This is a genomic window from Acinetobacter piscicola (assembly GCF_002233755.1).
GTDB lineage: Bacteria > Pseudomonadota > Gammaproteobacteria > Pseudomonadales > Moraxellaceae > Acinetobacter > Acinetobacter piscicola.
Map to the genome: position 1 here is coordinate 1 of NZ_NIFO01000030.1, position 13,141 is coordinate 13,141.

General features: G+C 37.9%; 11 protein-coding genes. 7 read left to right on the forward strand and 4 right to left on the reverse strand.

What is annotated here, in order from left to right:
* From CDA10_RS17200 to CDA10_RS15435, 3 genes are all read right to left on the reverse strand, one after another.
* The coding region (locus CDA10_RS17200) for a hypothetical protein (RefSeq protein ID WP_167374976.1) at positions 1–153 on the reverse strand (153 nt) is incomplete at its 3' end.
* 162 nt (positions 154–315) lie between these two features.
* Positions 316–1,569: a carbohydrate porin gene (locus tag CDA10_RS15430; protein ID WP_089606466.1), complete on the reverse strand. Its 1,254-nt coding sequence runs from the start codon at positions 1,567–1,569 to the stop codon at positions 316–318.
* Positions 1,570–2,010: 441 nt separating this feature from the next.
* Positions 2,011–3,129: a CaiB/BaiF CoA transferase family protein gene (locus CDA10_RS15435; RefSeq protein WP_089606467.1), complete on the reverse strand. Its 1,119-nt coding sequence runs from the start codon at positions 3,127–3,129 to the stop codon at positions 2,011–2,013.
* A 211-nt stretch (positions 3,130–3,340) separates the two neighbouring features.
* On the opposite strand from CDA10_RS15435, the gene CDA10_RS15440 reads away from it, so the two are divergent.
* The 7 genes from CDA10_RS15440 (at position 3,341) to CDA10_RS15470 (ending at position 12,130) form a co-directional block, all read left to right on the forward strand.
* Positions 3,341–4,351, forward strand: coding sequence for an AraC family transcriptional regulator (locus tag CDA10_RS15440; protein ID WP_089606468.1), 1,011 nt, complete (start codon positions 3,341–3,343; stop codon positions 4,349–4,351).
* A 463-nt stretch (positions 4,352–4,814) separates the two neighbouring features.
* A complete protein-coding gene (locus CDA10_RS15445; RefSeq protein ID WP_089606469.1) occupies positions 4,815–5,291 on the forward strand; it encodes a GNAT family N-acetyltransferase in 477 nt (158 codons plus the stop codon).
* A gap of 9 nt (positions 5,292–5,300) precedes the next feature.
* Positions 5,301–5,819, forward strand: coding sequence for a GNAT family N-acetyltransferase (locus CDA10_RS15450; protein ID WP_089606470.1), 519 nt, complete (start codon positions 5,301–5,303; stop codon positions 5,817–5,819).
* A gap of 204 nt (positions 5,820–6,023) precedes the next feature.
* On the forward strand, positions 6,024–7,229 hold the full coding sequence (locus CDA10_RS15455) for an acetyl-CoA C-acetyltransferase (protein WP_089606471.1): 1,206 nt from the start codon (positions 6,024–6,026) through the stop codon (positions 7,227–7,229).
* 11 nt (positions 7,230–7,240) lie between these two features.
* Positions 7,241–9,373: a 3-hydroxyacyl-CoA dehydrogenase NAD-binding domain-containing protein gene (locus CDA10_RS15460; RefSeq protein ID WP_089606472.1), complete on the forward strand. Its 2,133-nt coding sequence runs from the start codon at positions 7,241–7,243 to the stop codon at positions 9,371–9,373.
* Positions 9,374–9,709: 336 nt separating this feature from the next.
* Positions 9,710–10,612 carry an alpha/beta hydrolase gene (locus CDA10_RS15465; protein WP_089606473.1) on the forward strand — a complete coding sequence of 301 codons (903 nt, stop codon included), beginning with the start codon at positions 9,710–9,712 and terminating at the stop codon, positions 10,610–10,612.
* A gap of 522 nt (positions 10,613–11,134) precedes the next feature.
* Positions 11,135–12,130 carry a DUF2804 domain-containing protein gene (locus tag CDA10_RS15470; protein ID WP_089606474.1) on the forward strand — a complete coding sequence of 332 codons (996 nt, stop codon included), beginning with the start codon at positions 11,135–11,137 and terminating at the stop codon, positions 12,128–12,130.
* A 77-nt stretch (positions 12,131–12,207) separates the two neighbouring features.
* Here CDA10_RS15470 and CDA10_RS15475 read toward each other — a convergent pair whose 3' ends face one another.
* A complete protein-coding gene (locus tag CDA10_RS15475) occupies positions 12,208–13,083 on the reverse strand; it encodes a metal-dependent hydrolase (RefSeq protein WP_089606475.1) in 876 nt (291 codons plus the stop codon).
* Positions 13,084–13,141 lie beyond the last annotated feature (58 nt).

Here is a 13,141-nt window from a genome sequence, read left to right on the forward strand (position 1 = left end):
AGCATACTTTTTAAAACACCACCAACCTGCAATGATGTAGTACCAAGACCCACCTAAAACTGCAAGCCATATTCCGCCGATCAATAAGACTAGACCAAAGACAATTGCAATCACAATTGTCAATGTTCTCAATCCTGAAGATGGAGTTTGCATAATGACCACCTGTAATTTCTGAATTCTAAAAATCCCTATCTACCTTTAGTGAGTGTGATAGGGAGCTTTGGTTAAATTTTTAGATTTTAAATATCTCAAAAGCACTGACTAGAATGTTAAAAATCACAACAACAGTGCTTTGAAATATTTATCATCTATAAACTAAAACGCGGTTTGTAACTTAATGCCACCAACCCACGCATTTTCACCGTTTTTGTACGCACCAACATGGTGTATATATTGGATATTTGGTCGAATCGTTAGCCAATTTGTTGCATGAACACCGTAATAGATTTCAGTGTTATATTCTTCATCTTGTTGAACGGTTTGAGTGTCATTCACGTCATCATTGATGCTAATTCGAGCCATACCCAAAGCGATTTCATCTTTAGGTCGTGCATCGAAAGCACCTTTATAGACAAGCCCAACATTTTGCATGTTGCCAACGTGGTTGGTATCTGAGTCATGTAGCGTGACATTAACAAAACCTGTTAAACCACGATTTTTATCATCGTTATGTGCTGTTAACTGTTGCTTGGCAACAATCCATACCCCTTGCTTATGCGAGGTTTTGTCTGCATGTAAAATTTCTGGTGCATCGGCAGTACTGTAGTAATAACCTAGACGATATTCTCCAGGTAGTTTGGTCATCCCCACATTCGGTTGCCATACAACTTCAGCAGGAATAATTGCGCCATGAGAACCATCAGTACTGAGGTTCCAGCCTTTTCCACGCTCTAAGTTTTCGGGGTTGTATTCATAAACACCCACTTGTGCATATAAATCGGGTTGAATGTTATATTTAACGCGAGCTGCCCATTGGCTGACAGGCCAGTTGTACCATTGATCACCAACCCAGTTACCTACTTGAGAGCCGCAGAGTGCAAGGTTTTGAAAATCACAGTCAAAACTATTGAAGTCTTCACCTTCACCAAAACGACCGACTTTAATATCTAATTTTTGGTCTAAGAATTTTTTCTTGATCCAAAAATCGGTTAAGCGCCAAGTTTGCCCACGTCCCCAAACTTCTTGAGTTGAGCTGAGATGACCTGCTAAAGCATCTGAGGTTTGAGAGAGCGAGCGACCATTACGTTCAGTGATGGTGATTTGAGCTTCGGTGTCTTGCCAACCTAAAACTTTTTCTAAATCGACATGTGCACCAATCGCAAATTGATCTGCATATTCGGTACCATGACTTGAATGATTTTCTGAATCGAGCAATGTCGCAAGTTCACCTGTATAGCCTAAGCTAAAGTCATAACCCTTTTGCTGCAATTCAGTGCGCTTGCCGTTCCAATCACCAAACATCCACGGGCTATTTGTATCAAATGCTTCTGCTGCATATACGTTAGACAATGAACTACATAACGATAACAAGCTTACAGACCAATAGTAAAAACCTTTAGTTTTATTCATATTTGGTGACCTCGATAACAATTTGTAACTAATTATGTATGATACTATCGTTTTGTATTAACATTCATTCTTTTTGGCTTTTTTATGTAACTTTTGTATATATTTTATCGTATTTTGATAATAAGTCGATTGATGTGTCTATGTGCGGGTGGATCTATTTTTTTGTTTTTGGGATCTTTTATAGAATGAATACATTCTATTCAAATCAATAATACTAGTTTAGAAATCTGTAACTTTAAGCGGTTTATCACAAATAAAAATGAAGGCGAATGAATATATGGATAGTGATTTTTGAATAATTAGTATTGATTTAAAAGAATATATGTAATGTTTCCTTTCATACACTACACACATTATTTAATTTACAATTTATATGAATTGTTAAAAAATGATCAATTTGTAATTTTAATATGATTATTCGAGTGAAAATGATGAATGGGATTACCATTCACCTTCACCCAGTTCTTGTCCAATATAGTCATAACGCATCTGCGAACGAGAAAATTTAATCGGGCATGCCAATTGTGGTTCGGTCTTTCCTGAGTTCGATTTGAGAGGAACATCTACAACCCAATTGCGTTCATGCGCAAGAGGTGAAGTTAACGCTTCTTCTAAACTTAAAACAGGCTCTACACAGAAATCGAGCTGACTAAAAACTTGATTCCATTCAGCCCAAGTCTTTGTTGCGATTTTATCTTGAATGGCTTGTTTGACTATTTTACGGTCTTCAGGATCAAAAGATGTTCCTTTTGCAAGTAAGAGTGGTAATTCTAAAGTTGTAGCTAAACCATTCATAAATTGTGGTTCTAAACTTCCAATTGAAATATAACGTCCATCTTGAGTTTTGTAATAGTCATAAAAAGTACCACCATTCAATTGTTCACTTTCTGCTTGTTGAAATTGTCCAGCTGCAAGACTAGCAGCGGCAGCCATATTATTCATGCTGACAACACAGTCCGTCATTGAAATATCAATATATTGTCCCATACCACTGTTTTGACGTTCTGTAATCGCTGCTAAAATTGCGATTACAGCGTGTAATGAACCACCTGCAACATCTGCAATTTGAATCCCCATGGGTGGTGGACCACTGTCTTGACGACCACTGTGGCCAGCGATGCCTGACAACGAAACATAATTAATATCATGTCCTGCTTTGTCTTTGTATGAACCCGTTTGTCCATAACCCGTGATGGAACAATAAATCAGTCTAGGATTAATTTCTGCAAGTGTATGATAGTCCAAACCCAAACGTTGCATGACCCCCGGTCTAAACTGTTCTACGACAATGTCAAAGTCAGAAATTTTTTGTTTAATCTGTTCAGTATTTGTTGGATCTTTTAAATCTAAAGCAATTGATTGTTTATTGCGATTTAAATAACTATGCGAAGTCGCTTGTCCATTGGCATAGGGAGGAAATAGACGGACTAAATCTGGTCGTGTCGGTGATTCAACATGGATCACTTCTGCACCCATATCAGCAAGGTATAAAGTGGCAAATGGACCAGGTAATAATGTTGAAAAATCGAGTATTTTCAATCCCTTTAAAGCTGTTGTCATAATGATTTTTACCAAATTTAGATTGATTTTTACCTTATATTAGAAATATAAAACTCATATAACAATGTCATGTTCAGCCATTTACCTTGATCATTTCGGCAATTTAAGATGTAAAAAGGTGATAAGCAGTGTTGTAAATCGCCAATTAAATATTTTTTAGCGTCATTTAGGTCAATTTCTAGTGAACATTAAAGAAACTGAAGGATTTAACATGAGCCGTGATACGATTAGTATCCATTTCGTGAATGCAGCCCTAACAGGCGTAAAACGCCTTGGAATGGATGTTGACACCTTACTTTCACACGTGGGCATAGAAGCCGAATTACTTCGTCAACCTAAAGCGCGTATTTCCCCAGAGCAATATACACGTTTTGTTAAAATGTTATGGCTAGTCACGCAGGACGAGCATGTTGGTTTTGATATTCAACCAAGACGACTAGGTTCTTTTGCGATCATGTGTCAATTGATCATTCATGCCAAGACTTTGGGTGAAGCTTTGGAACTTTCATCTCAATTTTATAAATTATTTGGCGATGAATGGTCGGTTGCTGTTGAACGTGATAAACATGAAGCACGTTTGGTTCCATTGATTCCAAAAACCATGGATCCTGATCATTTCATCACCGAAAGTATGCTGATGATTTGGCACGGTTTAGCCTCTTGGTTAATTGAACGTCGTATTCCTCTAGAGCGTGTACATTTTGGATATCCACGCCCAAGTCATGCAGATGAATATGATGCTTTGTTCTTTGCACCCGTGATGCAATTTGACATGCCACGTACAGAGATCACTTTTGCTGCGGATTATCTTGATTTACCGATCCGTCAAAATGAAGCAAGTTTAGAAGAGTTTTTAAAAGCTGCACCTGCTCAGTTGTTGGTGAAATTTAAAAATACCAATTCATTGACCTCTCGTATTCGTGATGTTTTAAAGAGTCAAATTGGTGAAGAAATGCCAACTTTGAACGATGTTGCTTCAATGTTATATCTATCACCTCAAACTTTACGTCGTCGTTTGGCTGCGGAAGGTAAGAGCTATCAAGGGGTGAAAGATGCTTTACGCCGTGATGCTGCCATTCATTTATTGCTAAATCCTGATTTAACTTTGGAAGATGTTGCACAACAAGTTGGCTTTAGTGAAACCAGTACATTCCACCGTGCATTTAAGAAATGGACAGGCGTGACACCGGGTCTGTATCGTCAGTTGCATGGTTATCACTAAGTTTTGATTGAAGTTCTTAGTTCAGTTTTAGAATAGTTTTAAGTTTTCTGCCCAAGGCCACTTGGGCTTTTTTACGCCAAATTTTTTGTTGTATTGGTGGTTATAAATTTGATATTGATATAAAGCATGATGTACTTAACCTAAGCTCGGGATAATATATTCCCAACTATAAGATACGCGTGAACGTCAGTCGCATTGTTCGAGGCAGGACTACTTCTGTAATATACTGTTTTTGCAATATATTAGGTACTTGATGGTATCTGTCGAGTTGGCGACTGACAAATGGTTTTGCCTACTTTTCCCGAAAGAAAAGTAGGTCGAACCGAAGGTTAATCCTTGCATCTGATTTTAAATGATAAGACTCTGCTGTGCCTGATGTATCTTTTCAACAACTTACATCAGAGTTTATCTCGAATTGACGTTACTTAATATTAAAAATCAGAAAGTAAAGGAAGGGGAATCGGTGAGAATCCAATTGGGCGATTTTAATGATTTACAGGTACAAAATTTACTTCGTATTCACCTACAAGGTATGCATGAAACATCACCGATTGAAAATAGTTTTGCATTGGATTTAACAGGTTTGCAAAAACCGAATATTGATTTTTATACCCTTTGGCAAGAAGAAGTATTGTTAGCTTGCGGTGCGATTCAGCAACTTTCTCCCACACATGCTGAATTAAAGTCTATGCGAACCCATCCTGAACATTTGCGTAAAGGTGCAGCAACCCAAATTTTGCAACATTTATTGTATATTGCAAAGCTGAACCAGTATCAAACAGTGAGCTTGGAAACTGGGACACATGCATCTTTTGAGCCTGCAATTACACTGTATAAAAAATTTGGTTTCCGCAAAGGTGAGGCATTTTCAGATTATGAAAATTCTGAGTTTAACCAATTCTTTCATTTAAATTTGGTTACACATCAAAAGAGTAAATAGACCTAAAACATGATTTATTCTGTTCGAGCTATAAATCCATTAGATATTGAAAAACTCATTGAAATAGAGCGGTCTGCTGCTCAAGCATTTCTAAGTGTATCTGAATTCGCATGGATTGCTAAAAGTCCAGTTTTGTCAGCAGATACTCATCTTGAATTGATTGTTAATGCATACTCATTTGTCATCGTAAATGAACAAGATCAACCTGTTGGGTTTTTATATGCAAAGAAACAAGGTCAGGATTTTTATATCATCGAAATGGATGTCCGTCTTGATTTTCAAAAACAGGGCATTGGTCGACAACTGATTGAATATGCAATTGATCATGCTAAACAGAATGGCTTTGTATCGGTTACCTTAACGACATTTGCTCATGTGGTTTGGAATCGTCCTTTTTATGAAAAGTTGGGTTTCCAAATGATCAATCAATGCGATTTGCCGATGTATCTGCAAAAGGCATTAAACAACGAAGTTGCTTTTGGTTTTTCTCGAGAAAGTCGAGGTGCAATGCGGTTGGTGATTGAATAAAACGAGTCATTCACTTATTTTATAGACTATTTATCCAATAAAAATTATATAAGAGTTTGATTCATTGTATAAATTATCAAGATTTTGAAACGTGCAATTGACAAAAAATATCAACGGACTTTTCCATTATCGTCATTGCACTCTCAACGTTATAAAGTACACTCGAAACACATAACAATCTAGAAGTCATAAAAAGGAACAGCTATGAGCGAGGCTTATATCATTGATGCCATTCGCACACCACGCGGAAAAGGAAAGAAAGATGGTTCACTGCATGAAGTGAAACCGATTACGCTATTGACCACATTGTTGAATGAGTTGAAAGATCGTCATCATTTAGATACCTCGAAAGTGGATGATATTGTTTTGGGTTGTGTCACGCCTATTACAGACCAAGGTGGTGATATTGCTAAAACTGCTGCAATTGCTGCGGGTTGGGACAATGATGTTGCAGGTGTGCAAATTAACCGTTTCTGTGCATCAGGTTTAGAAGCGGTCAACATGGCTGCGCAAAAGGTACGTTCAGGTTGGGAAGATGTGGTTGTTGCAGGTGGTGTTGAGTCGATGTCACGTATTGCAATGGGCTCAGATGGTGGGCCGTGGGCATTAGACCCTGAAACCAATTTAAAATCACACTTTGTTCCTCAAGGGATTGGTGCGGATTTAATCGCAACATTAGATGGTTATACCCGTTCAGATGTCGATGCATTTGCAGCAAATTCTCAACGTAAAGCTGCTGCTGCGCAAGCTGCGGGTTATTTCAATCAATCAGTGGTTGCCATCAAAGATAAAGCCGGTGTGACCATTTTAGATCAAGATGAATTTATCAAACCATCAACAACAGCGGAAGGTTTGGCAAAGCTCAATCCTAGTTTTGAAATGATGGGTGCAATGGGCTTTGATGCGATTGCATTACAACAATATCCAGAAGCGCAAAAAATTAACCATGTGCATCATGCAGGCAATTCATCAGGTATTGTCGATGGTGCAGCACTTGTATTACTTGCTTCCGAGAAAGCAGTCAAAGAACAAGGTTTAAAACCACGTGCCAAAGTATTGGCAACGGCTTTAGTCGGTTCTGATCCGACTATTATGCTGACAGGGCCTGCACCTGCTGCTCGTAAAGCATTGGCAAAAGCAGGTTTAATGATTGACGATATTGATCTATTTGAAGTCAATGAAGCATTTGCATCTGTAGTCATGCGTTTTATGACCGAATTAAAAGTGCCTGCTGAGAAAGTCAATGTGAATGGTGGTGCAATTGCGATGGGGCATCCATTGGGTGCGACGGGTGCAATGATTCTCGGAACATTGCTGGATGAATTAGAGCGTCAAGGCAAAAAGCGTGGTTTGGCAACATTATGTGTAGGTGGTGGCATGGGTATTGCGACCATTATTGAGTTGGTATAAGGAGAATAATAATGAGCGCAATTCAATATCTAAAAAATGACGATGGCATTATTATTCTGACTTTAGATTCTCCAAACCAATCTGCAAATACCATGAATGGTGATTTTCGGGTAGCTCTGGAAAATATTGTTTCTAAACTGAAATCTGAAACATCGATTACTGGGATCATTCTCCGTTCAGCGAAAAAAACCTTTTTTGCAGGCGGTGATTTGGATGAATTAATTCAAGCACGTTTGGAAGATGCCACACCTTTTTTTGAAATGATTCAGAAAATGAAAGCAGAGTTTCGTTATATCGAAACTTTAGGTGTTCCTGTGGTTGCAGCATTGAATGGTACGGCTTTAGGTGGTGGTTGGGAAATCGCTTTAGGTTGTCACGCACGTATCGCATTGAATGATCCTAAAACTAAATTTGGACTTCCAGAAGTGACTTTAGGTCTGCTGCCGGGTGGTGGTGGTATCGTGCGCATGGTACGCCTTTTAGGTCTACAAAATGCTTTTCCATTCCTGATGGAAGGTAAGCAGTTTGGTGTGGATAAAGCAAAATCTCTTGGTTTAATTCAAGATACCGCGGAAACACCTGAAGAGTTGATGGATAAGGCGATTGCTTGGGTAAAAGCTAATCCGAAATCACAACAACCTTTTGATGTCAAAGGCTATAAAATTCCGGGTGGTGATCCTAAAACACCTGCGGTTGCACAAATGCTGGCGATTGCTCCAGCGATGTTACGTGATAAAACCAAAGGTTGCTATCCTGCACCTGAGGCAATCATGGCGGCTGCGGTTGAAGGCGCGCAAGTGGATGTGGATACGGCACTGACCATTGAATCTCGTTATTTTACCTATCTTGCGACAGGTCAAATTTCAAAAAATATGATCGGTACTTTTTGGCATGGGCTGAATGCCATTAAAGCTGGTGCAAGCCGCCCTAAAGATGTTGCAAAATGGCAAGCGACTAAAGTCGGTGTGCTTGGTGCAGGCATGATGGGTGCTGGTATTGCTTATTCAACAGCAATCAAAGGCATTCCAGTTGTACTAAAAGATGTTTCTGTTGAAAATGCAGAAAAAGGCAAAGCGTATAGCCAAAAATTACTCGATAAAAAAGTATCACAAGGTCACATGACGGCTGAAAAGCGTGATCAGGTTTTAAGCTTGATTACTGCAACAGCATCTGCCGAAGATTTGAAAGGTTGTGATTTAATCATTGAAGCGGTATTTGAAAATCAAGAGCTCAAAGCGAAAGTCACTCAAGAAGCTGAAGCATTCCTTATCGATGGCGGTGTGATGGCTTCAAATACTTCGACATTACCGATTACAGGTTTGGCAAATGCATCGAAAGATCAAGCGAACTTTATTGGTCTGCATTTCTTTAGTCCTGTCGATAAAATGCAATTGGTTGAAATCATTAAAGGCAAAAATACTTCTGCTGAAACTTTGGCGCAGGCGTATGACTATGTACAGCAAATTGGTAAAATTCCGATTGTTGTGAATGATAGCCGTGGCTTCTTCACCAGTCGCGTATTCGGTACTTTTGTTCAGGAAGGTTTACGTTTACTACATGAAGGTGTACACCCAGCTCGTATTGAAATGGCAGCACTCAAAGCAGGTATGCCAGTTGGCCCATTGGCTATTCAAGATGAAGTCGCATTAACGCTTTCTGAACATGTTGCCAATGAAACGCGTAAGGCGCTTCAAGCTGAGGGTAAAGATTTACCACGTTCAGGTGCAGATGATGTGATTGAAACCATGATTCACACTTTCAACCGTAAAGGAAAAGCTGCTGGTGCAGGTTTTTATGATTATCCAGAAGGTGGCAAAAAACATCTTTGGGATGGATTAAGCCACTGGAAAAAAGATGTAGATATTTCTGAACAAGAAATGATAGACCGCTTCCTTTTTGTACAAGCACTAGATACCTTGCGTTGTTATGAAGAGAATGTCCTTGAGTCGGTGATTGATGCAAATATTGGTTCGATCTTTGGGATAGGTTTTGCGCCGTGGACAGGTGGTGCGATTCAGTTTTTAAATCAATATGGATTAGACCAAGCTGAGCAACGTGCCAATCAACTTGAAGTGAAATATGGTGAGCGTTTTAAAGCACCGCAGTTGCTTAAAGATAAAGTGAGTAGTGGTAAAATAGACTAAGTCTATTGATCCAAATTTAACATTGAATTGAATGTTAAACCTGAATTAAATGAGTTGAAATTTTTGTTAAAATAAAGATTTTGATTCAAATGATTCAGGTTTTTTATATTGAAAATAGATAATTTCATCAATAATTAAAATTTGTTGTTTAGCTTTAAGTTGCACAGGCTTAATAGTTTTTATCATGTACAAAGATCTAGCTGGTTCATCATCATGTGCATCAATATTTCACTTGTTGAATAGCTTCTAAAATATTTTGAAAATAGAGAAAAATACTACAAAATACAAAAATATCGTGATATATATTTCATTCTAATAAAAAAGAGGAACTCGAAAATGGATAGTGAGCAAAAACAAATAATCGAAGGGCTGGCGGATTTTTTTGCTAACTCTTATCGTACCCCTGTACTCCGTAGACCTGATGAGTTTGATTTGGAATATGAAGATGTGTTTTTTCCATCTATGGATGGTGTTTCTTTAGAGGGTTGGTTTATTCCAGCGAAAGGATCAAATAAATTAATCATCTGTAATCATTTTATGCCGGGCAATCGTTATGGTTATCCTGGACATCTGGAAGGTTGGCAAAATTTTGGTGGCTTTGAAGTTAATTTTATCCCGCAATACAAAGCATTACATGATGCAGGATACAATATCCTTGCGTATGATTTGAGAAATCATGGCAATAGTAATACAGGCAATGGTGGAAAGGTTGGCATTGGTTTATTTGAATATCGTGATGTGATTGGTTCACTGCGCTATGCCAAAACAAGACCAGATACCAAAGGTATGGAAACCTCATTACTGAGTATCTGTTTAGGATGCAACTCAACGATGGTTGCGATGAATAAGCATCCAGAGGAATTCAGTCATATTAAATCTATGATTGCATTACAGCCCGTATCGGCAAGACCTTTTATTGAAAAAGCATGTGAAAGTGCCAATATTGATCATCAACAAGGCACAGAATATTTCGACTTATGTAGCCAAAGACGTACAGGCTTCCACATTGATGAACTTTCACCGATTGAACATGCCAAAGCAGTTCAAGTCCCAACCTTAGTTGTGCAAGTACATCAAGATATTTTAACTAAGCCGTCTGATGTAGAAACAATTTATGCAAATATTCCTGCTGAAAAAGAATTGTTTTGGATTGACGGTACAACACGTCGTTTTGATGGTTATAACTATTTCTCAGAAAATCCAAAGCAAATGCTTGATTGGTTTGGTAAATATATGTGAAACATGTATTTTCTCAATGAAAAAAAGTGATTTTTAGCATTCTCTATTGCTAAATTTAAATGATCAACCTGAGTTCAAATAGTGAAAATTTAAGCTATTCGGAGCTCAGGTTTTTTAACATTAGAGCTTTGTATTATTCAAACGAATTACAAAAACTGATTTGAAAATATAATCAGCACATCAAAGTAAGCCAATTGATAATGATTTTAAAAATTGATTGTCCAATTTGAAACAGCCTTGTCAAAATATTTCAGTTAGATCAGCTACACATCAATCATTTTACTTTTTTTATATTGGTAACTTTTTAATCTTCTGATTAAAATGAATAAAAGCTAAGCAATATCAATGAGAAGTTTCAAGTGGCATCATTCTAAGTTTTTGTTTGAGGCTGTCTATCTAAAACTTGAGTGGAGATTGTTTTTTGGTCATAGATAATATTGCTAAATCTGTAAAAATAGTAATAATCAAATGTTTGACTAAAGTCTTATAACGTCCCTGAGATAAAGGATTGGGAAAAATACAATGGATTTAATACAAAGTAATGGTCAACCACGCTATGGACGTTTTAAGGATCTGCCTACAACGATTGATGTGAATCAATATATGTATAAAACGCCATATGGGAAAACCTTAACTGGATGGCGTAAACAATTAAAATATAAGAAATTTAAATTTTGTTCTATACAGCATGAACAATATACCATTGGCATTGCGATTGCAGATATTGGCTGGGCAGGGCATGGTTTCATCTATATCTACGACCATGCAAGTAATGAGGTTTTAGAATGGAATGCCAATACGATTTTAGGTCGCGGCACTGTTGTTGATGAGCAACCTCTTTATAGTCAAAGTTATTTTACAAAATCACCTTTTGAGTTTGAAATGCAACATGCCAATGGTGTGCGCTATATTCAAGTGACACGGCATGGTGAAGAGCAACTCAAAGCACGTATTTTTTGCGCAGGGACAGAACCTTTAAGTTTATGTAGCCCAAATGGAATCAATGGTTGGACGTATACGCAAAAGAAAACAACATTGGCTGTAGAAGGTTTTTTTATCAATAAAAACAAAGAAACCATTCACTTCAATGAAAAAACACTGGCTTCCTTAGATGATACTTGCGGTTTCTTAAGACCTGAAACAGCATGGTTTTGGTTGTCGACTAATTTTTGGGATAAAAATGGACAACGAATTGGAGTAAATCTTGCGTCTGGTGTCAATGAAAGCTTTGGTAATGAAAATTGCCTTTGGGTGAATGGCGTGCTTTATCCATTGTCAGATGTACTGTTTGAAAAACTAGATGAGAATGTTTGGTCAATTCGTTCGTTGAATCAAAAGTTACAATTGGTCGTAGAAACGGGTTGGAGACGTTTTGAAAACTTAAATCTGCGTCTTGTCGGAAGTCAGTTTAGCCAATGGCAGTCTAAAGTCAGTGGCACGATAGAAACAGAAACAGGCGAAATGATTGAATTGGAACATGAGTATGCATTATTAGAACAGCATTATGCCAAATGGTAATGCTGTTGCTTAATTGAGCGAATTGGCAAGTAAAGGGCGTGAATTAAAATCTTTTTTAGCTGACATCACGATAAAGATTATAAAGCAGCTTGCCAAAATGCCTCACCCGCTAGAATAGGGTCATTTGTCTTTGCAAGTTCATCTACAAAGGTTTGGTATTGCAAAATAATTGCATGTTGACTTGGATGAAAGTCTGCTGAGTACCAGTCTAGATATTCAGATTTTAAACGGCTCAGAATACCTTGTCGTCCTAAAAACCAGGGTAATCCTTGACGAACCATTTTTATGCGTTCAATAACGCTAAATCTATCCGTTTTCAGTAATCCATTGGCACGTTGCATGGTAAAACCGAACATTAGTACTGTCACTAAAGCAAGCGCGCTATAACGTAGCGCATTTGAGGTATGTGCAACTTGAGTCATTACATCATAAGCGACATCACGATGCTCCATTTCTTCAATCGAATGCCAAGCAAATAATGCACGTATAAAAGGGTGAGCATCCTGCATTGTGGCTTTTTCACTAAAGAAAGCATCGGCCATCAATGCGGTTAAATGCTCGCAAGCTGCTGTAATGGCAATATTGTATTGTTTAGGATAGCGTTTCAGTGCATGACCAAGTCTTTGATTGACATGTTGTGTAAACCTTTTCACGGGCATACCTTGATCCATCAATATTTGATTCATCTTGTCATGAGCGATGCCATGCTGAGCTTCTTGTTTGATGAAATCAGCAACTTTTTGCTGTAAATCAGGGTCTGTAATGTGTTCTCTATATAACCGTACACATTGAATAAAATAACGCTCACCATCTGGAAAAGTCAAGCTTAATGCATCAAACATGCGTGTTTTAAAAGGATCACCACCAAACCAAAAACGTGGAATTTGCTCAAGCTTAAAGTCCAGATTGGTTCGGACAATAGGATCAACTTGATATTGGGTGAATGTATTCATTTTATTTTGTTTCACATATTCTAATTCGATTACGATTATGACAAATATAAAGTCTAAG